The sequence below is a fragment of the Bacillus sp. T3 genome, from assembly GCF_033449965.1.
Classification (GTDB): domain Bacteria; phylum Bacillota; class Bacilli; order Bacillales; family Cytobacillaceae; genus Bacillus_BU.
On the sequence record NZ_CP137761.1, the window covers coordinates 1879655 to 1904855 of the forward strand.

Genomic DNA, 25201 nt, shown 5'->3' on the forward strand with positions numbered 1-25201 from the left:
CCAAAAAAAGCCTGAACAGCAAGAACAACAAAAACCTGGAACAAACTGCAGGATTTGTAAGAATGAAAAAATTCCACTTTGCGATGCTACTTTTTCTTCTTGTCTTTTTAACAGCAGGAATTACGACCTTTGCATTAGCATTCGGGGATGAAAAGGTTGTCCAAAACCCAACGGTGAATGAGCGTGAGGAATTTGACAAGCTTTATACTGTTTTTGATACGCTGAAGCAAGATTATTTTAAAGATGTTAAGGATTCAAAATTAATAAACGGTGCGATCAATGGAATGATTGAAGCTCTCGATGATCCATATTCTGATTATATGAATGAAGAAGAGGCAAATAGCTTTCACCAGAGTATCTCCTCTTCGTTTGAAGGAATCGGTGCTGAAATTCAAGAACAAGACGGTCATATAGTTATTGTGACACCGTTAAAAGGATCACCAGCAGAGAAGGCAGGTTTAAAGCCAAACGATAAGGTTATTACAGTTGATGGTAAAAGCCTGCAAGGAATGAGTTCTACAGAGGCTGTGACTTTAATCCGTGGGAAAAAGGGAACGAAGGTCGAATTAAGTATCATGCGGACAGGTATGGAAGAACCTATGAATGTTTCGATTATCCGTGATACGATTCCGCTTCAAACTGTTTATGGCAAGATGCTTGATGGTGGGATTGCGCAGGTTCAAATTACCTCATTCTCTCAGAATACAACTTCTGACCTTGAAAAGGTATTAACAGAAATGAAAGACCAAGGTATGAAGGGACTTGTTTTAGATTTAAGACAAAATCCTGGTGGATTATTAGATCAAGCGATTAATATTTCAAGTATGTTTGTGCCAAATGGTAAAATCATCTTTAAAGTAGAAGACCGTGCTGGAAAAATACAGGAATATAAATCAGAAAATCAAGGCAATTCGACGACTCCACTTGTCGTTCTCATTGATAAAGGAAGTGCAAGTGCGTCTGAAATCTTTGCAGCTGCAGTTAGTGAAAGTGCTGGAATTCCGTTAGTGGGTGAAACCTCATTTGGTAAAGGAACCGTGCAAAGAGCACAGGACTTTGAGGATGGTTCTAATATAAAGTTAACAACAGAAAAGTGGTTAACACCAAAAGGAAACTGGATCCATCAAAAAGGGATTAAGCCGGATTATGAAGTGGCTTTGCCAGAGTACGCTTCGCTACAAATAATTGATCCAGAGAAGGAATACAAAATCTCATCCTCTGGTAATGAAGTAAAGTCAGCTCAAAAAATGCTTAAGGCAATTGGATTTGATCCTGGTCGAGAAGATGGATTCTTTGATCAGAACACAGAAAATGCCATTAAAGCCCTGCAAAAAGATGCGCAACTTGATCAAAATGGAGTTCTTAGTGGGAAAACGACGATGATGTTAATGGACCGTCTAAGAACGCAAATTGAACAAAATGATACCCAATTAATGAAAGCTGTCGAGCTTTTAAAAGCACAAATGGGCTCATAAAAGTAAATGAACAAACCTCTTTAATGAGAGGTCTAAGACTGTAGACAAACTCGGTGAAAATCGATTTTTGTCTACAGTTTTTTTCTTTCTAGTATAAGTGGAGTGTGTCCGAATAGCAGATAACATGGAGAATTAATGAAAGAGATTGAAAACCTCTTTGGATGTAGTCGATTAAAAAAGGTTGACACATTCTTATATTTTTATTATTATCATACCCATAGGGGTAAAGGTAAAAATTTTTTCTAAATATAAATACCCGTATAGGTAATTAAATATAGGAGGTCATTAAAAATGGCAGAGAAGAAAAAAACAACAATCGTCCTATTAAGCGGAGATTATGATAAAACAATGGCAGCTTATATTATTGCGAATGGTGCAGCAGCCTACGACCATGAAGTAACTATCTTTCACACATTCTGGGGATTAAATGCTTTACGCAAAGATGAAAATATTTCAGTTGAAAAAGGATTTTTGGAGAAAATGTTTTCGAAAATGATGCCGAGAGGCGCTGACAAAATGGGACTTTCAAAAATGAACTTTGCTGGTTTTGGACCTAAGTTGATTAAGAAGGTCATGAAAAAACACAATGCAATGTCTCTTCCTCAACTAATTGAAATGGCTCAAGAGCAGGATATAAAATTAATTGCATGTACCATGACGATGGATTTACTAGGTCTGCAAAAAGAAGAGCTATTAGACAATATTGAATATGCAGGAGTTGCCGCGTATTTAGCAGAGGCTGAAGACGGGAATGTAAATTTATTTATTTAGATAAAAACAGGGGGATATTAAATGGATAACATGAAAGCAAATGTAATTTTAGATGCAAAAGGATTAGCATGTCCAATGCCAATTGTCAAAACGAAGAAGGCAATGAATGGATTAGATGCTGGTCAAGTATTGGAAGTTCAGGCAACGGATAAAGGGTCCAAAGCTGATATCAAGGCATGGTCTGAAAGTACAGGTCATCAATATTTAGGGACGCTGGAGGAAGGAGAAGTATTAAAACACTATATTAGAAAGTCCTCAAGTGATGAATCAATCGAAAGAAAACATCCAAATGTCATTAATAATGACGAACTCGAAAAGAAAATTGAAGCAAGTGAAAATATTGTAGTTCTTGATGTAAGAGAAACAGCAGAATTTGCCTTTAATCACATTCCTATTGCGATTTCGATTCCTTTAGGTGAACTAGAACAACGTTTAGGTGAATTAGATAAAGAAAAAGAAACTTATGTTGTTTGCCGAACAGGGAGCCGCAGTGACCTTGCTGCACAAAATTTAGCGGATTTGGGCTTTACAAAAGTTATAAACGTTGTCCCAGGTATGAGTCAATGGTCAGGAAAAACAACTGGTTTAAAAAATTAGATCGCCGTACACAGATTGAGGTAATGGATGGTCTAGTTTCTAAAATGATATTTTCATCTATCATATTTTTTTTGAGACAAAACATACCGTAGGGGGTAACTTGAATGACTGTAAATGTAATGAACTCAAAAGATGTTACACAAAAAGTATTTAATAAGGAAGAATTATTCATTCTAGATGTTCGAAATGAGAGTGACTTTCAGGATTGGAAAATTGAAGGAGAAAACTTCGAGTATTATAATATCCCTTATTTTGAATTACTAGATGGTGTTGAAAGTATTATGGATAAGATTCCTTCTGATAAAGAAGTTTTAGTGGTATGTGCGAAGGAAGGATCATCTATTATGATAGCTGAAATGCTCTCTGACGCAGGGCTTGCGGTTTCTTATCTAAAGGGTGGAATGAAAGCTTGGAGTGAGCATTTGGAACCTGTAAAGGTAGGAGATTTGAAAGATGGCGGTGAAATTTATCAGTTTGTACGTATCGGTAAGGGCTGCTTATCTTATATGGTTGTATCGAATGCTGATGCTGCGATAATTGATGCCACTCGAATGACTGATATTTATCTTGAATTTGCTGATAGTATTGGTGCAAAAATTACTCATGTTTTTGACACACACTTACATGCGGACCACATTTCCGGTGGAAGAAGCATTGCAGAAAAAACAGGCGCTACTTATTGGCTGCCTCCAAAGGATGCAACAGACGTTACTTTTGAGTTCCAACCATTAGAAGATGGACACCTAGTAGAAATTGGAACGGTAAAAATTAATATTCATGCCTTATATTCTCCAGGCCATACAATTGGGTCTACTTCATTTATTGTCGATGAAAAGTTCTTACTTTCTGGTGATATCTTGTTCATTGACTCAATCGGAAGACCAGATTTAGCTGGCTTAGCTCAGGATTGGGTAGGTGATTTAAGAGAAAGTCTATATAAACGTTACAGAGAACTTTCCGAGGAACTAATTGTTCTTCCTGCACACTTCATGATTATTGAAGAACTAAATGAAGATGGTAGTGTATCAGAAAAATTAGGAACATTATATGCACAAAATCATGGCCTGAATATTGAAGATGAAAATGATTTTAGAAAAATGGTAACGGAAAACTTACCACCACAACCAAATGCTTATCAAGAAATTCGTGAAACAAACATGGGAAAAATCAGTCCTGATGAAGAAAAGCAACGTGAAATGGAAATTGGACCAAATCGCTGTGCAGTTCGTTAAGCACAACAAAAACTAGGAGGTAAAAGAATGGAAGCAAATAAGGTTTTAGACGCAAAAGGGTTAGCGTGCCCAATGCCAATTGTAAAAACAAAAAAGGCGATGAATGAATTAGAAAGTGGTCAAGTTTTGGAAATTCATGCAACAGATAAAGGTGCAAAAAATGACCTTACTGCATGGGCAAAATCAGGTGGTCATGAGCTAATTAAACACGAAGTTGAGAACGATGTTTTGAAATTTTGGATTAAAAAAGGCTAAGAAGTAGGGAACCAGATGGGGTTCCCTTTTCTTATAGGAGAGGCTGTACAATGGATATTGGCTTTATCATTACCATCTTCTTAATTGGTTTTATTGGTTCCTATATATCTGGGATGTTAGGAATAGGCGGTTCCATTATTAAATATCCGATGCTTTTATATATTCCACCTTTATTTGGTTTAGCAGCATTTAGTGCGCATGAAGTATCAGGAATAAGCGCTGTTCAGGTGTTTTTTGCGACGATTGGTGGTGTATGGGCCTACCGAAAAGGAGGATATTTAAATAAATCACTAATTGGATACATGGGAGCAAGCATATTAGTTGGTAGTTTTGTTGGCGGTTATGGTTCAAGGTTAATGACAGAAGGTGGGATCAATTTAGTTTATGGGATATTAGCATTAATAGCCGCAATCATGATGTTTGTTCCGAAAAAAGGAATTGATGATATACCGCTAGACCAAGTGAAGTTTAATAAATGGATTGCAGTATCTTTAGCATTAATTGTTGGTATTGGTTCTGGAATTGTAGGAGCAGCAGGAGCATTTTTATTAGTTCCAATCATGCTAGTTGTATTAAAAATACCGACACGTATGACGATTGCATCTTCATTGGCTATTACATTTATCTCCTCAATCGGTGCTACTATAGGGAAAATTTCAACCGGACAAGTAGAATTTTTACCTTCAGTCATCATGATTATAGCAAGCCTTATTGCCTCACCATTAGGTGCAATGGCTGGGAAAAAGATAAACACCAAGGTTTTACAAGTAATCTTGGCTATATTAATTTTAGCAACAGCAATAAAGATTTGGCTGGATATACTATAGACCTAAGTTTATAAAGAAATTCAAAGTATGAAACAAGTTCTAGAGGTTTTTCATATCATGATATCTACACTTCAATTTTGCACTCCATTTTTTCTGAATGTTTTATTAGACCAAGGGAAAAACTTAAATATCGCGAAAATTTCAGAAAATGAGTGGGGAATCATGACTGCAAAATGGATGATCGTATGCATTACAGGATTTTTATTGATAGTGGACGGCTTCTTATATGACAAAATAAGCTATGCAACAACCGAGAATAGTATCCCCTCTTGGGAAAAGGTAAACAAGATTTTACCAAAATACAGTAAATTTACAGTTGTTGATACGGAAACTGGAATGAAGTTTCGAGTTCAACGACGTGCGGGTAGTGCTCATGCAGATGTACAACCCTTATCAAGTGCTGACACGAAAATAATGAAAAAAATTTATAGTGGCAAATGGAGTTGGCGACGTCGTTCTATTTTTGTTATGAAAGGCAAACATCAAATTCCTGCCTCAATGCATGGAATGCCCCACGGAGCAGGCGCTTTACAAAATAATTTCCCTGGCCATTTTTGCATTCATTTTTATGGGAGTACGACTCATCGAACAAATCATATGGATTTATCTCATAAATTAATGATATTAAAAGCGGCAGGTAAACTAGAAAGTCATTTGGCCGGTCCCGACCCGTATGAAGTTGTAAATGCTTTTTTTGCAGGATTAAAGGAGAAGGATAAAAGAATCGCTTCTGTCGCATCGTTGCAACCTGCAAATTGGACTGAGATAATTGAAAAAATAGACACTGTGCGAATTTCGCAAATGACCGTATTACCGATCGATGATGCCCGTGAGGAACTACACTTATTGATTCCAATTCAAATTGATTGGTTTTTAAAAGGGATTGGGCCAAAGCACTTTAACGGCAATATAGAAGTAATTCGATTTTCACAAGGGGATCCTTGGAAAGTGAGCAATTTGTCCTTTTTAGAACAAAATGGGTTAATTACAACAAAAAGAGAAGGAGCATGAGTATCAGTATTCATGCTTCTTCTTTTTTGTTGTAATTTTTTTGCCAAACCTTGTCTTAATATGTAACAATACGACTAGGGAGAAAGTAGAAAGTTATCACTTTTTGCACAAATCGGTTAGTGATTAGACAATTAGTGGAAGAGCTTTTTATGATTTGATTTTTATTTACATAGAAACAAGGGGGAGAATAATTTGAAAAAATTTTTGGGATTGATTTTGCTTGTGGGTTTTCTGTTCGCCTTAGTGGCTTGCTCTGGTTCTGAGGAATCAAATGATGAGCATAATGAGGATTCGATGAAATGGGTTGATGTAAACTTGACGATTAGCCCTGAAAAACCACAGGCCAATGAACCTGTTCTCTTTAAAGCAGCCGTAACATATGGGGATGAGATTGTTACAGATGCAAAAGAAGTATCATTTGAAATTTGGCGTGCCAACGATGAAAATCATGAGGAAGTTGCGGTAGAAAAAGCAACCGATGGTGCGTACCAGCTTGAAAAAAACTTTGAAAGAGATGGAACATATTATGTCATTGCCCATGTTACGGCAAAGAGTATGCATAATATGCCGAAGAAGGAATTTGTTATCGGTACTCCGAGTGAACCAGAGAAGAAGGATGAAAAGAGCCAGTATATGGAAGAACATGATTCAATGGACGATTCAGAATCAAAATAATGGCTCCTTATTGAAACCACTCTAAAAAAGTTCAGTAACATCAATCTCAGAATATTGCATGTCAACGCTTTTGGGGATTTTTATTTCTAATACACTGTCTTTATAGTTGGCGGTTGCACCTTTTTTCTTAACGATGGCAGGAAGGGTCAAACTGTGTTTGTCATCTTGGTTTGGAATATGCTCAATAATGATCTGATTTGCTGTATGACAGATTTTCATCGAGTTTAACCATTCTTCGGTTTGGATGTTTATTCGAACAAAAACATGTTCATGTGTATCAAAGATGGAATACTTCAAATCTGGAGAACTGGATGATTGGTAATTGGTTTCTGGAAATAGATTTTTGAACAGTTCTTGAGGGTTGGTCATACCCTCCATATGGCTAGACATCATTTTACCCATTATTTCTTGGGTATACTTTTCCAATTGCTCAGGCTTCATGCCATTCATCATTTGCTTCATATTTTGGTTAAATGGAAATAAATTAAAAGGGAACATGATGTTTACTTCCTTTCAGTTCACAACTATCATGTGATTTCATTTGGGTAGTTTATAATATGCACGACAAAGCCCAAACGTTAATAGAAAAAAGGAGCCTCCCATTAGGAAGGCTCCTTTGCTGTAACAAATCTTGGATAGTGTTGGATCGACCAAAGTCTATAGCTAAGAAAGATTGCCCCGAACGCTAATCCAGAAATCAACCCCACCCAATAACCATATGGACCGAGATCCGAATATTTGGCTAAAAAATAACCTAATGGCAACCCAATCACCCAGTAGGAAACAAGAGCCATGATAAACGTAATATTAACATCTTTGTAGCCTCGTAACGCACCTTGAATCGGTGCTTGAATGGCATCGGATAGCTGGAAAAATAGGGCGTATAACAGAAAATGGGCTGTTAGCTTTTGAACGGATGGATCATCTGTATAAATTCCAGCGATTCCATCTCTAAATAATAATAGGATGAGCCCTGAGAAAAAGGCCATTATCACGGCAATCGTAATTCCCATTAAACTATAGACTTTGGCATCTTTAAGACGTTTAGCCCCAACTTCAAATCCAACGACTATCGTTAGTGCCATCGATATGCTAAGTGGAATCATGTAAAGCAGTGAAGCGAAATTAATGGCTGACTGGTGGGAGGCGATTGTTGCAGTGTTAAATTCACTCATTAATAAGGTGACTGCCGAAAAAATACTCGTCTCAAAGAAAATAGCTAATCCAATCGGGATTCCAATGACCAATATTTCCTTCCACATTGAGATGGAAATGGAATAGAGCTTTCTAAAAACACCATACGATTTAAATGGAACTAGTAGATGAATAATGGATATCGCAATAAACAAAATAATCCAGTAAGTAATGGCAGTAGCGTAGCCGGCTCCTACTCCACCAAGTTCAGGGAACCCCCATTTTCCAAAAATCAATAAGTAATTTAAAAAGATATTAATAGGTAGTGACATTAATGTAATAATCATCGATACCCTTGTTTTTCCAAGGGCATCAATGAAAGATCGAAGCAGATTAAAGACGAATAATGGAATCATTCCGGTGCTTAATGCAACTAAAAATTGCCTTGCAACAGCATGTACACCTTTTTCGAGCTGCATTTTATTTAATAGAGGATCTAATATAAAGGAACCAATTACAATTACGCTAATTGCGAGTAGTACTGACAGGTACACCCCTTGAATGACAGCGAAAGGCACTTTCTTTTCGTTTTTTGCTCCAACCAGTTGTGCAATGATAGGTGTGATAGCAAGCATGATACCGCTAAGACCAGTAAATATCGGTACCCATAAAGAGGAACCAATTGCCACACCTGCTAAATCAATCGAATTATAATGGCCAGACATTGTAGTATCAAAAAAATTCATCATCATTAGTCCTACTTGAGTTACAAGAATAGGAAGTAAGATGATTAATAACTGTTGGAGTTTTTCTTTAATAGTGGTTGTTTTTTTCATGGAAGTTGCCTCAATTTCTATATAATAAAATACAGTGAAGATTATACCATACTTCTCTTCCGTTCATGATTCAATAATCCTCACATATAATGGTTGAAAAGGGTTAGTCGTGAGGTGAAAACGAATGGCATATCCTGGTTCAAAGGGCTGGTATGTAGGTGAATTAAAGAAGCTAGGCATCTCTAAACATCCGATTGAACGGAAAAAACTAGAACTATATAAAACCTTTATTGTTCGGAACTTGTATAAGGAAATTGTAGATAATAAGGAAAAAGAATGAAAATGCCTCCCATTGTGAATTATATGAATATTATTCTATAAGGGGAGCGATCCAATTGAGCTATAAATTAAATCGAATCAATCCGAATCAAACTCAGGTCTTTTTCCTAGATGGTCGATTTGAAACGTTAACGAATGAAGAATTAGATTCTTTTTTAACAGAGATGGGCGAAGAGGAATCGATATCAGTCCAACTGAACCAAGAACTATAAATAAACGCTCCGAATAAATTCGGAGCGTTAGTTATTGAATGGAACTTATCTCGTTGCTTATGCCAATTGTGACGATTCTTGTTGCTGTGGATTTGTTCGTAAGACATGGAATGTGTATTGGTCCTTTGAAATCTCAAATAAATCATACACGATTCCATCCGCGTTAATTTGATCATATAAGTGTTGTCTTGATTCATTAGCATTCATCACATATGGCAGTTTTTGCGCAGCTTTAATGGAACGAATATTTGTTTTCCGAATGCGCATAAAAATATGTTCGATACCTAATTCAAAGAAAAGTTCCTCAAAGAAAGCGTCCTTTGCAGGTTTATTATAGCCTTTACCGTGATATGGTTTACCGAGCCAAGTTCCCAAAAATCCAGCGTTATCTTGAATATCGAACAAATTTATCGTCCCAATTGGAGCGCCCCACTCGTCAAGAATCGTTCGTGAAATCAATTCACCGCGTTCTTCTGCTTCAATTGTTTGCTTCGTAATAAAGACAAACTCATCGTAGCAATCCGCTTTATGGCGCACAAAAGGGAAGACTTCTGGGTGCGTCATTAAATCATACAAAGCATGACAGTCATGAAGATCCCGCTTCTTGAGCATGCAAACCCCTCCAAATAAGGGCGTGTCGAACTCGAACCCATGCCAAAATACACGTCGGTCCGTCCCACCCTCGAAATTTTTTGTGTTGCTAAAAAATTTCGGGTGGGAATCGAACCCACTAGGACCAGTTAACTGGTGGCGCACCATTTGCCTTCCCTAATCACTTCATATATGGAATTGTGTAATAAAAAAATACTCTTCAATTCGTATAATACAAGAAAATAATTGAAAATGATATAGGTATTTTTATGAAATTTTCAACTGATTTATTCTTGTTGTTCACTGCTTTTTCAAATTTTTCACATAGACAAATTCGCCATTTATCATGGTCCATTTTGGGGTGGCTAGAAAGTGGAAAGGATGGTGAGTCCATAGCACAAGATCCGCGTCTTTTCCGACTTCAATGCTCCCTAATATATCATCAACTTGAAGATTTCTTGCTGGTAATATTGTAATTCCTTCCAAAGCTTTTTGCTCCGATAGTCCTTCGCGAACGGCTAAAGCTGCACATATGTTTAAGTATTGTATGGGCGTATAAGGGTGATCGGTTATAATCGAAACTTCAATACCATGATTGGTTAGTTCCTGATATGTTTTCCATGTCTTGTTTTTTAATTCAACCTTTGAACGACGTGTTAAAGTGGGGCCAACTGAAACTTTTAAGTTCATAGATGCTAATTCAGATGCAATTAAATGCCCTTCGGTACAATGTTCAATCCTAAGGTCGAGATCAAATTCTTTTGCTAGGCGAACAGCTGATAAAATATCATCGGCGCGGTGGGCATGAATCCGTACGGGAATTTCTCTGTTTAATGCTTTTACTAAAGGCTGAATTCTCAAGGATAATTCAGGATTCTCAACACGTTTTGCATTGTAAAATGCCTCTCTTAGCAATCCCATAATTCCCATTCGCGTCATTGAATCCTGGCTCCCATTGCTGTGAATTCGTTTTGGGTTCTCACCAAATGCAATTTTTAGGCCAGCGGTTTCTTTGACAATCATTTTATTAATGTTATTTCCGCTGGTCTTTATGACAGATGTCGTTCCACCAATAACATTCGAGCTACCAGGCATAATATGAACCGTTGTAATGCCGTATTTAACTGCATCAACAAATGCAGGATCGAGGGGATAAACTCCATCTATGGCGCGAACATGAGGGGTTAGGGGTTCAATTGTTTCATTCGCATCATTACCAGCCCATCCCGTTCCTTCATCGTATAATCCTAAATGGGTATGAACATCAATGAAACCGGGAAATAAGAATCCCCCGACACAGTCAATGATTCTGGTATTTGAATCTGCAGGCAAATTAGCACCGATTTTAGAGATGATTTCATTTTCAATTAATACATCACCTCTTTGGATGGGAGATGATGTTATTGGATAAATATATGCGTTCTTTAATAGTGTTTTCATGCTGAATCGGTCCTTATGAGAGTAATATTTAGCGCAAGTCATACCTTTATTATGGGTAAGTCATTCGTTTATTACTAATGTATGCCAATACTTTTGTCAAATTTCTAAAATATCCCGATTCGTTGTAAAATAATAATAGCGGCACCAAGTAACCAAACATAGACGGCGAACATTTTTAATGATCTCTTTTTAAGAAACTGAATCATGCCAACTACAGCTAAATAACCAAATAGTGCTGAGGAGAGTGTTGCCACAAATAGGCTGCTAAAGGATATGACTTCTGGTTGTTCATTGACCATCTTTGCAAACTGCAAAAATATCCCTCCTGCAATGACAGGTATTGATAGTAAGAAAGAAAAATAGGCTGCTGTTTCACGATCGAGTTTTCTAAAGAGACCTGCAGCAATCGTTAATCCAGAGCGCGAAATAGCTGGAAAAATGGCAGCTGCTTGAAATGTTCCAATGAATAAGGCATCAGCATAGCCGATATTATGTGTTTTCTTGGCACCAGTTTTAACGCTATCAGCCATCCACAGAATTGCACCTGTAATAATAAATTCCCATCCAATTGTTTTACCTGTTTTTGAAATGGATTCAAATAAATCATCAAACAGAAAACCGATTACTACTGCAGGAATCGTTCCTACTACTAAAATTGTAGATTGCCTACTAAAGGGCTGTTTAATAATATTCAGTAAGTCTTGTTTATAAACGATGATGACAGCGATCAATGTACCGATATGAAGCATCGTATCAAGAAATAGACCTGCTTCGTCAAGTTGAAATAGATGTCTTCCTAAATAAAGGTGCCCGGTGCTTGAAATTGGTAAAAATTCAGTCAATCCTTGTATGATTCCAAGAATAAACGCTTCAAATGTAGACATATTCTTATCCGTCCTTATCAAATTTCTTGTCTTATATCCGTTACTAAAAATGTATTTCAATTTGTCCAAATCAAGAACCTATTGATTTGACCTTAGTGAAACTATTACGGGGAACATCCGTAATAAATACTATAATCTGGAACTATATTTAATTTATTGGAGGGAACTGCAATGCCAACAAATGAGGAACGTACTTGGGCTGCTGTTATTTATGGGATAAGTTTTTTTACTGTATTTATCGGTCCAGTGGTAATTTGGTTGATTAAAAGGAATGAATCGGAATTTATCGATTATCACGGAAAGGAATATTTGAATTTTCTTATTTCCTACACAGTTTATTCTATTGTCAGTATGGTGTTAATGCTCGTTTTGGTCGGTTTTATTCTTGTTTGGCTCGTCGGGGTATTAGCGTTTATCTTTACGATCGTTGCGGCGATAAAGGCATATGAAGGAGAGGATTATCGCATTCCGTTTGTCTTTCGATTGATTCGTTAACAAAAAGGAGAGGAATTAGATGGAAGTATTGGGGAATTTTAATCTTGCTATTTTGCTCCCTATATTAATCATCCAATTGATTTTGTTAGTGGTTGCCCTTGTTGATATTATTAGGTCAGAAAAAACCAATGGTCCAAAATGGATTTGGGTGTTAATTATTATTTTTATTAATATTATTGGTCCTATCCTTTATTTTGTCATCGGAAGGAGGAACCATTAATGTCAGTTGTAAGTGTAATCGGGTTAAAAAAAAGCTTTAAGGACAAAGAAGTCATTGCAGATGTAGACTTTTCTTTATCTACCTGGAAAATGTACTGCCCTAATCGGTCCAAATGGAGCTGGTAAAACAACCATATTACGCATGTTATCTGGACTAATCAAACCATCTGCTGGGACAATTCAATTCCATGGAGATCATATTCAAGGTGATTTTCGTAAATACATAGGATATTTACCTCAATTTCCGCATTTTTATGAATGGATGACAGGCCAAGAATTCCTTCAATACGTTGGTCGTTTAGGTGGTTTATCAAAAGATAAGGCTAGTGAGCGTTCTAAGGAATTATTGACCTTAGTCGGTTTACAGGAAGCAAACAAGCAGAGAATTGGAAAATATTCAGGTGGGATGAAGCAGCGATTGGGCATCGCGCAAGCAATTATTCATGAACCAAGGCTTGTCATGTTAGATGAGCCTGTTTCGGCCCTCGATCCATTTGGTCGGCGGGAGGTATTGGATCTATTAGAAAAATTAAAACAAAACACAACGATCCTTTTTTCTACCCATATACTAAATGACGCTGAATCGGTATGCGATCATATTCTTTTCTTACATAAGGGAAAAATTGTTGAATCTGGTTCCATGGTTGATCTGCAAGCTAAATACCAGCAAGCGAAGATTATTCTTGAGTTTCAAGGCGGAATAGGTGAATACCTTCCGATATTATCAGCACATGACTTTATCCAATCATGCACTATTGATGGAAATCAAGTGACCATCGTAGTCAAAAGTTTAGAAGATTCGAAAGCGATCCTATTAAGAGAAATTGCCGATAAAAATTGGCCGCTTATTAGGTTTGAAGTGGGACGCTTAACGTTAGAAGACGTATTTTTGGAGGTGGTGAAAAAATGAGCCAGTGGCTAACGATCCTTCAAAAGGAAATTCTTGAAATGTGGCGTAATTTCAAATGGATTTGGTTTCCCATCTCTTTTGTTTTACTAGGGGCTTCAGAACCAATAACAACGTACTATATGCCAACTATCCTTGACTCATTCGGTGATCTTCCTGAAGGGGCTGTGATTGAACTTCCAACACCTGCTCCAGCTGAGATTTTATTTCAAAGTATTAGTCAATACAATACACTAGGTATTCTAATCATTGTATTAGCATCTATGGGGATTATCGCAGCAGAGCGGAAAAGTGGAGTAGCCGAGTTAATATTGGTCAAACCGGCTTCCTATTCTTCGTATATCCTAGCTAAATGGTTTGGCGCCCTTATATTAGTATTGGTTTCATATTTGGTTGGTCTTTTCACTAGTTGGTATTATGTGATGATTTTATTTGAACAAATACCATTTACCGACTTGCTTGTAGCTTACGGACTTTTCGCATTATGGCTGACAGTTGTTTTAACCATTACGATTTTCTTTAATGCCATGTTTAAGTCCCCAGGAGTGGTCGGATTCATTTCCCTTGCATGTGTCATTATTCTAAATTTAATTACTAGCACCTTTTCACATCGGTTAGAATGGAGTCCGGCACAGCTACCAGGCTATACCAGTTCCTATCTAGTATCTGGTAAGCTAGCACATGAAGCTGTGGGTGCAATTTCTATTTCAGCCCTTGTTATCTTCATTCTCCTTGGATTGTCAATTTTTATTTTTAAAAATAAAGAAATGGCATAGCCCTGAAAAGGCATTTCAATCAACATTATTTTTAAATAATGGTAGAATATAAATATTACCAAAAATAAGATGATTGTTTTTGAAATGAAGGGAAGAGGCAACGTGTTAAATCATGTCGGATTGGTGTTGGAAGGAGGAGGAATGCGCGGTGTTTATACAGCGGGTGTTCTTGAAAGCTTTTTAGAGCATGAAATCTCTTTTCCGTATGTTATTGGCGTTTCTGCTGGTGCTGCAAATGCAGCTTCCTATTTATCAAAGCAGAAGGGAAGAAATCGAACGGTAAACATAAATTATGTAACCGATCCACGGTACATTTCGTGGCGTAATTTTCTCAAAAACAGACAGTTTTTTGGAATGGATTTTATATTTGATGAAATTCCTAATAAACTTGTACCTTATGATTACGATGCATTTTATCAAAACAATGCTGAGTTCGTAATTGGAACGACCGATTGCCATAGCGGAAATCCAGTTTACTATTCCAAACAAGATTATGGTCAGGATTTGCTAACCGTCCTGAGGGCATCAAGCTCGCTTCCGTTTATTGCAAAGGAGATTCCTTTTAGGGATAAAGTCTTGCTTGATGGTGGAATAAGTGACCCGATTCCGATCAAAAAAGCACAAGAGGATGGCTTTCAGAAAAATATCGTTGTGCTAACGAGAAATCAAGGGTATCAAAAAAAACCGTCGCGCTTTCAATTCCTTGTAAAAGGAAAGTATCCTGAATACACTGGATTACAAGCGGCACTACATCGGCGTTATCAAAAGTACAATAACACACTTTTATATCTTGAAGAGGAAGAGAAGAAAGGAAATGTGTTGATTATCCGTCCGACTGAACCAGTTGAGGTTGGGAGAATGGAACGAAAGCCAGAAAAACTAAACAAGCTTTATGAATCTGGTTATCAGGATGGTTTGCGCTCTATTCAATCCATTTTATCATGGTAAAAAGCCTGAAGTGCGGTTGCAATAAAAGCCACACTTCAGGTTTTTTATTTATATGGTTGCTTGAAAAGACTCATGAATAGTGGGAAAACATAATAGAATGGTACAAAGCATAGAAAAAGACAAGGAGAAATAAGATGAATATTCAACAATATTATCGCTCTGCTGCAATGACAGCCTTAAATGGTAGTTTGGCAGCCTTTGTACCTGTTATTCTGATCCTTGGTGGGGGTATGATCTTTTCTGTACAACTTCCTCTGTTTCTTATTATTCTGCCTTTTTGTTTTTATAGCTTTATTTGTTATCAACAATATTTAATTCAACAGCAACGTAGTCACGAGGTTAACTACATAAAGACAGTAAACGAGCAATCCTTTTATACAGAAGATAATCTATTAATAACGTTCCTCCCAGCACCATCGCTAAGAATGCTCTTGTTCGCATCTAATGGTAATATGATTGGGGAAGTTCGCGATAAATACTTCTATTGGTGGAGATGGTTTTTACCGTACTTCATTGATCGATTATTTCCAATGGAGTATGGGCTATATGACCAAGCTGGACAAGTTATGGCGGTTTATCGAATTGATTTACGAAAACAACAAGTAAAAATATATGATTCCACTGGTGGTTTGATGGGAGTAGTAACCGAAGATCATAAAGCTACTCCTTCATTAAAAAGAAGCGGTGTCATTCGTTCACTAGAAAATAATAAATTAATATATGCTGAAAGATCAGCCCTTTATCCTCAGGTGTTTCTGCGGAATGAGCAAGGGAAAATTATTGGAAAGCTGATAAAAGGGTGGATGCCTTTAGAGTGGAGTCAACAGTTTCGTGATGGCAATACCCCGTTTATCACCTTTGAGAAAAATCTTCCTGAAACAGAAAAAATACTGACTATTGCTGTGTTAACTGAAATGTTTCATTACACCAGTCATTAGAATGGTTAATCTTCGAGCGCTATTCGTTCGAGGATTTTTCTTTTACGATAAAGAACCATAGCACTTTCAGATATATCATGAATGGTTGAGCGATTAATAAATGCGCCGAATAGCAGTCCAGTAATCGGGATCATTTGGAAAAGCTTTTTCCAGCCGATTTGTTCCCGATAAGTCATGACCACTTCACGCCATCCTTGAATTTCAGCAATCACTTCACGATCTTTGTTTTTATTGGGTGAATCAAATAAAGCCAATTGCTTTAAGATCGCCTGTTTTCCCACGATATCTGATGAAACGAATTGTAAACATTTCAAGATGAAAATGCGCTCTTTTTCTTCAGTCGGATCATAACCGTAACAGATTGCCATATCCTGAAGTGTTTTTAGTTGAAGGCCAAGTAACAGAGGAATATCTAAAGAAAGGGTAAATACTCCTCCAATTCCTGTGCTTGCCCCCTGGACTGTTGCTATTTTTTTTCGGCTTTTCATCAGCTTTTGAGCGGCTTTATCCATTTCTGAAAGCGGTAAAGATGCAATGTCTGCAAATTGCTTCACTTGCGGAAGGTGTGCATAGTAGGTCTTCCCCTTTTCAGTTGAGCTTAAGTAGCGTCCACCACTTTGAATGTATTGTCCAAGTTCATCTATTGTTTGAGCCATCTTTTCTTGCAAAAAGGCAGGGGTCCATCGATCCAAGAGCTTAAATGGCAAACGACCGAGTTTTTCCCAAAACCAAAGATCGCTCTGGTTTTTTTCCCATGCTTCACATTTAATTAATTCAGCTTTTAAATAATCATTCGTTTCAATCAATATCGTATTCATTCCTTTTCTGATTAATGGATAAGTAAATCGGTGTTTGTTGGTAATTCATATACGTCATAATCAAAAAAAGGTTTCACGCACTTGTTAAAAGCAACAAAAAAAGCCTGTTTAATACCAAAACAGGCTTAAAAATGTTGGTCGATCTTAGTATTCAACGAACAACTCATTACGGTTCGAAAAGAAAGGCGTTTGCTTGATAATTTGCAATATATTGATCAAGTTTTTGGCTAATTTCGACTGTTTTATCACTAGATAGTCCTTCTTTGAGGCCGACACGAATCATTTCTTCTCGAAGGGATTCAATCAATTCCAATAGTTCCAAATTCTTTTCTGTGATTTGCATAAATATCAAGCATCGTCTCCCTTTAATGTCCTCTTTTTGCCAATTTAACATTTTTTTAGGAGGTGGCGCTGTGATAAAAAACACATTAAAACAAATATTTATCGACAAAATCAAATTATTATTATGAATTGTATTATTTTTTCGTTATATCATTGCAGGATAGGAGTTATTAGGGTAATATGTCAATAATAGTTGAATATTTGTTGATCATAACCAAGTTGGATATGGTCGCCTTCGGGGTCGGGTGAAATTCCCAACCGGCGGTAATGAGGATAACCTCTAGCCCGTGACCCGATTTGAAAGTTTGGGATCGGTGCAGTATTAAACTGCGCGATTCGAATATTTGAAATCGGTGGATTTGGTGAGATTCCAAAGCCGACAGTACAGTCTGGATGGGAGAAGGCATGGTAGCGTAAAAAAATGTAATTTTTGACGCTTATTTGAGTATGTGTTTTGACCCCATGCATTTATTTGTATGGGGTTTTTATTTTTGCTTTTTGTACAAATAATAAGCGTATATAAAACAAGTGACCCTGAAAAATCAACCAATACATGATGAGGAACAAAGGGGGGATTATATGTTTACAGGAATAATTGAAGAAATCGGTACCATGCAAAACATACATAAACAAGGCTCTACATTAATCTTAACGATTCAAGCGCAAAAAATACTATCCGATGTTCATCTTGGTGACAGTATTGCTGTGAATGGGGTTTGTTTGACTGTTACTAATTTTACTAAAACTAGCTTTTCTGTAGATGTTATGCCGGAAACTTTTAACTCTACTTCACTAGCTGGGTTAAAATCAGGATCGAAGGTAAACCTGGAACGAGCAATGGCGGCTAACGGTAGGTTTGGCGGACATTTCGTTTCTGGTCATATTGATGGTACAGGAACAATCTCTTCAATCAAGGCTGAAGAAAATGCCGTTTATATTGAAATCAACATTCCAAAACACGGCACTCAATATTGTTTGCCAAAAGGATCGATTGCGGTTGATGGCACATCACTTACCATTTTTTATGTTAAAGAGCAGTCTGTTACGATCTCGTTAATTCCTCATACAAGAGGAGAAACCATCTTAGGTGCTAAACGGGTTGGAGACATTGTTAATATCGAGTTTGATTTATTAGGAAAGTATGTTCGTTCGATTGCCGAGAAAAAAGCAGAAACCAGTCATACACCAACAGGTATTACGGCAGATTTTCTAAAACAAACTGGTTTTCTGTAAAAATGGAGGAGAAAAACATGTTCCATTCAATTGAAGAAGCATTAGAGGATTTGAAAAATGGGAAAATGGTTATTGTTTGTGATGATGAAGACAGGGAAAATGAAGGGGACTTCATAATGTTAGCCGAATTTGCTACACCTGAAGCAGTAAATTTTATGGCTAAAGAAGGGCGCGGACTTATTTGTGCTCCTATAACGGAGGATTTGGCGCAAAAGCTAGAATTACGACCAATGACCGAAGTCAATACTGATACAAATGGTACGGCCTTCACGGTAAGCATCGATCATATTAAAACAACAACAGGTATTAGTGCATTTGAACGGTCTGATACCATCATGAGCCTTCTTGATGAAACAGCTTCACCTGCTGATTTTAAAAGACCTGGGTCATATCTTTCCATTAATCGCAAAAAATGGCGGCGTTCTAAGACGGGCTGGACATACGGAGGCGGCTATAGATTTGGCACGACTAGCTGGGGAAAACATGCCGGGGTCATTTGCGAAATAATGAACGAGGATGGTTCAATGGCAAGAGTGCCTGAACTAAAGGAAATCTCGAAGCGTTTTGACCTAAAGCTGATTACCATTCAAGCATTAATTGAATATAGACTCATTCATGATTCACTAGTGAAGCGCGAAGCAGATATCGATCTTCCAACAGAATACGGCCATTTCCGGGCAGTCGGTTATTCAAGTATTGCGGATGGGAATGAACACATCGCCTTAGTTAAGGGTGAAATTAATGAGGAGAATCCAACGCTTGTTCGTGTGCATTCTGAATGTTTAACAGGTGATGTGTTTGGTTCATGTCGTTGTGACTGCGGACCTCAGCTACAAGCTGCATTAAAGCATATCGAAGCAAATGGTAACGGCATCCTTCTTTATATGCGTCAGGAAGGCCGAGGAATTGGGCTAATGAACAAGCTTAAAGCCTACAAATTACAAGAAGAGGGCTATGATACTGTTGAAGCGAATCATAAGCTTGGCTTTAAGGATGACCTTCGTGATTACGGGGTTGGAGCTCAAATTTTACGAGATTTAGGAGTGCGGAAAATGCACTTATTAACCAATAATCCAAGGAAAATCGCTGGCCTTAAAGGCTATGGTTTAGAGATTCTTGAAAGGGTTCCGATTGAGATGCCTGCAAAAGAAGAAAACAAACATTATTTGCAAACGAAGCAACAAAAGCTAGGGCATTTATTAAAATTATAATAGGGGAGATACGAAAATGAAAAAAGTGATTGAAGGAAATTTAATTGGTACTGGATTACGAGTTGGGATTGTAGTAGCACGTTTTAATGAATTTATAACAAATCGTTTATTAAGTGGTGCTGAGGATGCATTAAACCGTCATGGTGTAAATTCAGAAGATGTAACTGTAGCGTGGGTACCAGGTGCGTTTGAGATTCCAATTGCTGCAAAAAAACTGGCTGATTCAGGAAAATTCGATGCAGTGATTGCGCTGGGAACAGTCATTAGAGGGGCAACTCCTCATTTTGAATATGTAAATAGTGAAGTGGCCAAGGGAGTAGCGAGCACGGCTTTACAAAGTGGAGTTCCTGTTATTTTCGGTGTATTAACGACAGATACAATTGAACAGGCAATTGAACGTGCAGGTACAAAAGCTGGAAACAAAGGCTGGGAATGCGCTGTTGGTGCTATTGAAATGGCTAATCTTTTTAAACAATTTGAATAGAAGGCGTAATTGGGGGAGTAATAGTGCAAATTGAAGTGTTGAAATGTCATGGATCAGGAAATGACTTCTTCATAATTGATGAAATGACAGACAAATATTCTTTTACTGATGAAGTACGGGCGCAGCTAGCCATTTCCCTCTGTAACCGAAACACAGAGCTTGGTGCGGATGGAATTCTGTTTGTCCTTAATAGTGAAAGTGCTGATGCCAGAATGCGAGTTTTTAATGCGGATGGTTCAGAAGCGTCCATGTGTGGCAATGGGTTACGCTGTGTAGCTCGTTATGTCTGTGAAAAATTTGGGAAAAATCAAGCAGTGATTGAAACGATGAAGGTGAATCTTTCAGTGGAGAAAGAAGATGACCTATTTCCTAATATCCCAACCTACAAAGTTGAGATTTCGCCTGTTTCATTCCAATTAAGGGATTTACCATTGCAGCTTCCACAGGAAACACTAATTAATGAAATAATTCCTGCTTTATCTAAAGACTTGAATTTTACGGCATTAGCTGTCCCAAATCCTCATATCGTCACTATCGTCGATTCAAAGCAATTGGATTCGGATATTCAGACCAGCTTGAGTGAATATGTAAACGGACCAAATCCTTTGTTCCCAGATGGTGTGAATGTAAGCTTTGTTCAACCGCTTAGTAAAGGACATATTTTCGTCCGAACATATGAGCGAGGGGTGGGCTTTACTAATGCTTGTGGAACGGCAATGTCTGCATCTTCCTTAGTGACTTGCTTAGTAGGGCTCAATGGAAAAGAAGAATTTATTGAGGTATACAACCCTGGTGGGAAGGTTCGTTGTAATGTCCATGAAAATGATGGAATATACAAGATTGATTTAATCGGAAATGGAACCTATGTATATAAAGCGGTTGTTCAAATCGAAGAATCGAATCTTACACAATTTACGGTTGACCAAACGCACGTCTTTACAGATGAGGCTGAACATTATGCAAAACTTAAAGCCCATGCCAAAGACTTTATATTACAGCATCAATAAGAAAAGCGCATGGCGCCTGAAGCTAGACACCCATCAAAATTAATTACTATCTTAATGTATAAAAAAAGATAACCTTTTGCTCCTGATTAGGAGCAAGGGTTATCTTTTTTTTGCTGTGCCAAGAATTCAAGAATCGGCTCGAGATTTTGTTGTTTTTTAGCATCAAAATAGCCTTGAAATGGATCCGCATCTTTCTTAAGCCTGGCTAAAATAGTTGTTATTTGAAATTGGTCTGGAGATAATTTTTCGTTCACTTCATCCCAATAAAGAGGGGTAGCAATTGTTGCTTGTTTATTCCCTCTTGGAGAGTAAGGAGCAACGATGGTTTTTCCTTCTCCATGTTGAATATAATCAACATAGAGGCGATTGCTTCGTTTTTTTTTCATTCTCTCAATTGTAAAGGATTCCGGAATTGGCTGAAATCAAATATTCTGCAATAAATGACGTGAAAAGCCTAGTGTCGTCATAGCTTAGCTTCTGTTCTGGCAAAGGAATATAGATTTGCAAGCCTTTATTACCTGAAGTTTTTACAAAGCTAATGATATTCAGTTGATCACATACATGTTTAATAATTAGAGCTGCTTTAACTGCTAATGAAAAGTCCTCTTTAGAAGGAGGATCTAAATCCAACACAATTTCACTAGGAAAACCACTTTCCACTGTTTGAAATGGAATGTGGTATTCAAATGCCAATTGATTGCCGAGCCATAATAATGTCTTTAGATTATTACAAAGGATATAGTCAATATTTTCAAATGAATAGGTATTGACATAGTCTGGTGCATAATCAGGACAGTTTTTTTGATAAAATGCTTCACCGAACATTCCGTGTGGATAACGAATAACTGTCAGCACACGGTTCTTTAAAAAAGGAAGCATATATGGTGCAATCTCTCGTAAGAAATGAATATAATCAATTTTCTTTATGGCTGGACTTTCCCAAAGTGGTTTATCAGGGTGAGTGATTTCAACATCAATGGGAAGATTTTTTTTTGCCTGAATAAATTTTTCGAAGGTACATTCCTCTGCTTTTACATCAAAGCGAAATTGATGAAAATGGGGTTCACGCAGTTGTTCCTCATAAACCTCTAAATATTTGATTTCTACACATATGGCTGGAGGGACGTAAATAAACTGTTGATCCTCAGCTGATTGATTTTGTTTAATAACAGTCGATAAAGCTTGTTTTTGCTCAGGGTTCAAACCAAACAGAAAGTGACCAATTGGAAAGACATCTGACCCTTTAAAAACCGCAATATGAAAATAACCATTTGTCTTATCAAATGTAGTAATAAAGCAGGTAACATACTTCCAATTCTTATATTTTAACCAATTTACGGTTCGCTTCCCTTCCTCCCATTGGTGTGAATCATTTTTGGCTACAATCCCCTCACCATCATGAAGAACAACCTGTTCCCATACCGTGTCAAATTGTTGATTTCCTGGAATCATTTGGATTATTTTTATGGTCTCATTATCTGGCTGAAGCGGTAGTGAAAGTTGCTTGAAAAGCTGCTCTAATTTTAATTTGCGGGCCTCATACGTTTGATTTCCGATTGGGGTTCCATTGATCATGAGAAGATCGAAAACTAAATAATAGCAAGGTTGCTTTGCAGCTTTTTCGACTATTCGTTTTTCTGAACGCATTCTCCCACGAATCTGTATTGCACCAAAATTGGCCTTGTAAGGATTATCTAATGAAACTAATTCACCGTCTAACACTAATGGGAGATAAGGGGCAAATTGGTCTTGCCTTTCTAATAAAAAATTTTCTATTTCTGGAAATTGTTCCAATAATGATTTTCCATTTCGGCTCATGAGGGTAATTGTTTCACCCCATTCTAAAATACCTCGAAAACCATCATATTTTACTTCATAGGACCAATGATTACCTTTAGGTATATCGAAGGTTAAGGTCGGCAGCATCGGTTTCATATTGGTTCATCCTCTGTAGCATTACTTTTTATTAGTGTTCCATCTTTCATTGACATCATCCATTACCAATCTTTTGAGCGTATGACTGCAACAAATTACACAAAAAGTAATAAAAAATAAACAAGAATGGAGAAATCCACATGCACACAATCTGGAAGGGAAGCATTAGTTTTGGATTGGTCAATATTCCAATCAAGCTCCATACTGCCACAGAGGACAAAGATATAAAGTTAAGAACACTTCATAAGGAGTGTCATTCTCCTATAAAATATGAGAAGCTTTGTCCGGTATGTGAGGTCGAAGTGAAACCTGAAGAAATAGTTAAAGCATATGAATATTCAAAAGGAAAATTTGTCGTTCTTGAAGAGGAAGACCTAGAAAAATTAAAAAAAGAAAATGAAGATCGTGCGGTTGAAATAATCGATTTTGTCAAAATGGAACAAATAGACCCAATCTATTTTGATCGGACCTATTTTATGTCGCCAAGTGAAGGCGGTGTGAAAGCTTACTCGCTCTTAAGAAAGGCGCTTGCGGAGACAGCAAAGGTTGGGTTAGCAAAAATAATCATTCGCTCAAAGGAGCAGCTCGGGGTAATCCGGGTTTATGAAAACACGCTGGTAATGGAAACGATACATTATCCTGATGAAGTGAGAAAAACCGATGATGTACCAAATGTACCACAAGAAAGCAATGTGACAGAAAAAGAATTAGACACCGCCATCATGTTGATCGATCAATTAACGACAGAATTTCAGCCTGAAAAATACAAAGATGATTACCGAACGGCCTTGATGGAGCTGATTGAATCAAAACGAACTGGACAAGAAACGGTTGCACCTGCAACGAAAGAAACTGTTTCGAATGTCACTGATTTGATGGCTGCACTGCAAGCTTCAATAGATCGTACAAAACCACAAACAACAGCACCTGCAAGAAAAAAACGGACCATTACAAAGGTAAAAAAAGAAGCGTAAAAGGTCAGAAACAAATTGGAAGGTCATTAAATTTATCGAAGAGGATGGAGATCTATAATAAATGACTATTGACATTTAGAAAGAGTTACCATATGATTATAGAGACGCTGTTAGGTCGTTCTATAATTTATATGGATATAAGTAGTCGTAGCTGCATGTATTGTAGGCGATGGTTTATCCCCTACATTCAACTGATGCTACGCTTTTTTTGTTACTGAGTTATACGAAAACTAATGGTGAATGAATTTTTGGAGGTCATTACATGACTACAGGTAAAGTAAAATGGTTTAATGCAGAAAAAGGATTTGGATTTATTGAAGCAGCTAATGGTAACGATGTATTCGTTCACTTCTCTGCAATCCAAACAGAAGGTTTCAAAACGTTAGAAGAAGGTCAAGACGTAACGTTTGAAATCGTTGAAGGTAACCGTGGACCACAAGCAGCTAACGTTCAAAAAGCATAATTTGAACTGATATTATGAGGTGATGCAGCATAATCGCATCACCTTCTTTTATGATTTAGTATGATAATCGATATTCTTCATGTTCCTCTTGCTAAGTCTCCTCAAACGTATATGTATTTTTGATACTAAGCCCCTTCTAAGGACGTTTTCCGAACAGAAGTTGATTTATTTGTGGGGATTCCACATAATTGCATATTGATTACTTTTTTTAAAAACCTGATTCACACTGGAG

Annotated in this window: 30 protein-coding genes, 1 pseudogene and 1 riboswitch; of the genes and pseudogenes, 23 read left to right on the forward strand and 8 right to left on the reverse strand. The window is 37.3% G+C overall.

Going from position 1 to position 25201, the window contains the following annotated elements; translation table 11 throughout:
• Positions 1–62: 62 nt before the first annotated feature.
• The 8 genes from RGF10_RS09775 (at position 63) to RGF10_RS09810 (ending at position 6843) form a co-directional block, all read left to right on the forward strand.
• A complete protein-coding gene (locus tag RGF10_RS09775; protein WP_318508839.1) occupies positions 63–1475 on the forward strand; it encodes a lmo1851 family serine protease in 1413 nt (470 codons plus the stop codon).
• Positions 1476–1766: 291 nt separating this feature from the next.
• The gene (locus tag RGF10_RS09780) at positions 1767–2246 is read left to right on the forward strand and encodes a DsrE/DsrF/DrsH-like family protein (protein WP_318508840.1); all 480 of its coding nucleotides are present in this window, start codon (positions 1767–1769) and stop codon (positions 2244–2246) included.
• A 21-nt stretch (positions 2247–2267) separates the two neighbouring features.
• On the forward strand, positions 2268–2843 hold the full coding sequence (locus tag RGF10_RS09785; protein ID WP_318508841.1) for a sulfurtransferase TusA family protein: 576 nt from the start codon (positions 2268–2270) through the stop codon (positions 2841–2843).
• A 104-nt stretch (positions 2844–2947) separates the two neighbouring features.
• Positions 2948–4075 carry an MBL fold metallo-hydrolase gene (locus tag RGF10_RS09790; protein WP_318508842.1) on the forward strand — a complete coding sequence of 376 codons (1128 nt, stop codon included), beginning with the start codon at positions 2948–2950 and terminating at the stop codon, positions 4073–4075.
• Between the two features lie 27 nt (positions 4076–4102).
• Positions 4103–4330 carry a sulfurtransferase TusA family protein gene (locus RGF10_RS09795; RefSeq protein ID WP_318508843.1) on the forward strand — a complete coding sequence of 76 codons (228 nt, stop codon included), beginning with the start codon at positions 4103–4105 and terminating at the stop codon, positions 4328–4330.
• A gap of 50 nt (positions 4331–4380) precedes the next feature.
• A complete protein-coding gene (locus RGF10_RS09800; protein WP_318508844.1) occupies positions 4381–5157 on the forward strand; it encodes a sulfite exporter TauE/SafE family protein in 777 nt (258 codons plus the stop codon).
• A gap of 57 nt (positions 5158–5214) precedes the next feature.
• Positions 5215–6168 (forward strand): hypothetical protein, encoded by a 954-nt coding sequence (locus tag RGF10_RS09805; RefSeq protein WP_318508845.1) that lies wholly within the window; start codon positions 5215–5217, stop codon positions 6166–6168.
• A 192-nt stretch (positions 6169–6360) separates the two neighbouring features.
• Positions 6361–6843, forward strand: coding sequence for a FixH family protein (locus tag RGF10_RS09810; protein WP_318508846.1), 483 nt, complete (start codon positions 6361–6363; stop codon positions 6841–6843).
• 21 nt (positions 6844–6864) lie between these two features.
• On the opposite strand, the gene RGF10_RS09815 is transcribed toward RGF10_RS09810, so the two are convergent.
• Positions 6865–7341: an Hsp20/alpha crystallin family protein gene (locus RGF10_RS09815; protein ID WP_318508847.1), complete on the reverse strand. Its 477-nt coding sequence runs from the start codon at positions 7339–7341 to the stop codon at positions 6865–6867.
• Between the two features lie 104 nt (positions 7342–7445).
• Positions 7446–8813: an MATE family efflux transporter gene (locus tag RGF10_RS09820; protein ID WP_318508848.1), complete on the reverse strand. Its 1368-nt coding sequence runs from the start codon at positions 8811–8813 to the stop codon at positions 7446–7448.
• A gap of 124 nt (positions 8814–8937) precedes the next feature.
• Here RGF10_RS09820 and RGF10_RS09825 point away from each other — a divergent pair, with 124 nt between their 5' ends.
• Entirely contained in the window at positions 8938–9093 is a 156-nt protein-coding gene (locus tag RGF10_RS09825) for a YflJ family protein (protein WP_318508849.1), read from the forward strand.
• A 55-nt stretch (positions 9094–9148) separates the two neighbouring features.
• Positions 9149–9304 carry a hypothetical protein gene (locus tag RGF10_RS09830; RefSeq protein ID WP_318508850.1) on the forward strand — a complete coding sequence of 52 codons (156 nt, stop codon included), beginning with the start codon at positions 9149–9151 and terminating at the stop codon, positions 9302–9304.
• A gap of 57 nt (positions 9305–9361) precedes the next feature.
• Here the strand turns inward: RGF10_RS09830 and RGF10_RS09835 are convergent, their stop codons facing one another.
• From RGF10_RS09835 to RGF10_RS09845, 3 genes are all read right to left on the reverse strand, one after another.
• Entirely contained in the window at positions 9362–9916 is a 555-nt protein-coding gene (locus RGF10_RS09835; protein WP_318508851.1) for a GNAT family N-acetyltransferase, read from the reverse strand.
• A 279-nt stretch (positions 9917–10195) separates the two neighbouring features.
• The gene (locus RGF10_RS09840) at positions 10196–11335 is read right to left on the reverse strand and encodes an amidohydrolase (protein WP_318508852.1); all 1140 of its coding nucleotides are present in this window, start codon (positions 11333–11335) and stop codon (positions 10196–10198) included.
• Positions 11336–11439: 104 nt separating this feature from the next.
• Positions 11440–12219, reverse strand: coding sequence for an undecaprenyl-diphosphate phosphatase (locus tag RGF10_RS09845; protein ID WP_318508853.1), 780 nt, complete (start codon positions 12217–12219; stop codon positions 11440–11442).
• A 171-nt stretch (positions 12220–12390) separates the two neighbouring features.
• Here RGF10_RS09845 and RGF10_RS09850 point away from each other — a divergent pair, with 171 nt between their 5' ends.
• The 7 genes from RGF10_RS09850 (at position 12391) to RGF10_RS09880 (ending at position 16502) form a co-directional block, all read left to right on the forward strand.
• Entirely contained in the window at positions 12391–12714 is a 324-nt protein-coding gene (locus RGF10_RS09850; protein WP_318508854.1) for a DUF4870 domain-containing protein, read from the forward strand.
• A gap of 19 nt (positions 12715–12733) precedes the next feature.
• A complete protein-coding gene (locus RGF10_RS09855; RefSeq protein WP_318508855.1) occupies positions 12734–12934 on the forward strand; it encodes a PLDc N-terminal domain-containing protein in 201 nt (66 codons plus the stop codon).
• The gene (locus RGF10_RS09860) at positions 12934–13059 is read left to right on the forward strand and encodes a hypothetical protein (RefSeq protein WP_318508856.1); all 126 of its coding nucleotides are present in this window, start codon (positions 12934–12936) and stop codon (positions 13057–13059) included. Before RGF10_RS09855 ends, RGF10_RS09860 begins: the two co-directional genes overlap by 1 nt.
• A 16-nt stretch (positions 13060–13075) precedes the next feature.
• The gene (locus RGF10_RS09865; protein ID WP_318508857.1) at positions 13076–13843 is read left to right on the forward strand and encodes an ABC transporter ATP-binding protein; all 768 of its coding nucleotides are present in this window, start codon (positions 13076–13078) and stop codon (positions 13841–13843) included.
• Complete coding sequence (locus RGF10_RS09870) at positions 13840–14616, forward strand: ABC transporter permease (RefSeq protein WP_318508858.1); 777 nt, start codon at positions 13840–13842, stop codon at positions 14614–14616. The genes RGF10_RS09865 and RGF10_RS09870 overlap by 4 nt, the downstream gene beginning before the upstream one ends.
• A 102-nt stretch (positions 14617–14718) precedes the next feature.
• A complete protein-coding gene (locus RGF10_RS09875) occupies positions 14719–15564 on the forward strand; it encodes a patatin-like phospholipase family protein (RefSeq protein WP_318508859.1) in 846 nt (281 codons plus the stop codon).
• Between the two features lie 134 nt (positions 15565–15698).
• Positions 15699–16502, forward strand: a complete 804-nt coding sequence (locus RGF10_RS09880) for a hypothetical protein (RefSeq protein ID WP_318508860.1) — start codon at positions 15699–15701, stop codon at positions 16500–16502.
• A 5-nt stretch (positions 16503–16507) separates the two neighbouring features.
• Here RGF10_RS09880 and RGF10_RS09885 read toward each other — a convergent pair whose 3' ends face one another.
• Both RGF10_RS09885 and RGF10_RS09890 read right to left on the reverse strand, forming a co-directional pair.
• Positions 16508–17320, reverse strand: a complete 813-nt coding sequence (locus tag RGF10_RS09885) for an EcsC family protein (RefSeq protein ID WP_318508861.1) — start codon at positions 17318–17320, stop codon at positions 16508–16510.
• A 166-nt stretch (positions 17321–17486) separates the two neighbouring features.
• Positions 17487–17663: an aspartyl-phosphate phosphatase Spo0E family protein gene (locus RGF10_RS09890; protein WP_318509401.1), complete on the reverse strand. Its 177-nt coding sequence runs from the start codon at positions 17661–17663 to the stop codon at positions 17487–17489.
• 226 nt (positions 17664–17889) lie between these two features.
• A riboswitch (FMN riboswitch) is annotated at positions 17890–18071 on the forward strand.
• 170 nt (positions 18072–18241) lie between these two features.
• On the opposite strand from RGF10_RS09890, the gene ribE (RGF10_RS09895) reads away from it, so the two are divergent.
• The 4 genes from ribE (RGF10_RS09895) to dapF are packed head-to-tail and all read left to right on the forward strand — an operon-like array spanning position 18242 to position 21597.
• Complete coding sequence (gene ribE / locus RGF10_RS09895; RefSeq protein ID WP_318508862.1) at positions 18242–18895, forward strand: riboflavin synthase; 654 nt, start codon at positions 18242–18244, stop codon at positions 18893–18895.
• A 17-nt stretch (positions 18896–18912) separates the two neighbouring features.
• Positions 18913–20106: a bifunctional 3,4-dihydroxy-2-butanone-4-phosphate synthase/GTP cyclohydrolase II gene (locus RGF10_RS09900; protein ID WP_318508863.1), complete on the forward strand. Its 1194-nt coding sequence runs from the start codon at positions 18913–18915 to the stop codon at positions 20104–20106.
• A 16-nt stretch (positions 20107–20122) separates the two neighbouring features.
• Positions 20123–20590, forward strand: coding sequence for a 6,7-dimethyl-8-ribityllumazine synthase (gene ribE / locus RGF10_RS09905; protein ID WP_318508864.1), 468 nt, complete (start codon positions 20123–20125; stop codon positions 20588–20590).
• A 23-nt stretch (positions 20591–20613) separates the two neighbouring features.
• Entirely contained in the window at positions 20614–21597 is a 984-nt protein-coding gene (dapF, locus tag RGF10_RS09910; RefSeq protein WP_318508865.1) for a diaminopimelate epimerase, read from the forward strand.
• Between the two features lie 86 nt (positions 21598–21683).
• Here the strand turns inward: dapF and RGF10_RS09920 are convergent.
• A pseudogene (locus RGF10_RS09920) lies at positions 21684–23532 on the reverse strand (DNA ligase D).
• A 140-nt stretch (positions 23533–23672) separates the two neighbouring features.
• Between RGF10_RS09920 and RGF10_RS09925 the strand changes: the two are divergent.
• Positions 23673–24506 (forward strand): non-homologous end joining protein Ku, encoded by an 834-nt coding sequence (locus tag RGF10_RS09925; RefSeq protein ID WP_318508868.1) that lies wholly within the window; start codon positions 23673–23675, stop codon positions 24504–24506.
• A gap of 262 nt (positions 24507–24768) precedes the next feature.
• Complete coding sequence (locus RGF10_RS09930; protein ID WP_169096754.1) at positions 24769–24969, forward strand: cold-shock protein; 201 nt, start codon at positions 24769–24771, stop codon at positions 24967–24969.
• Positions 24970–25201: the final 232 nt, after the last annotated feature.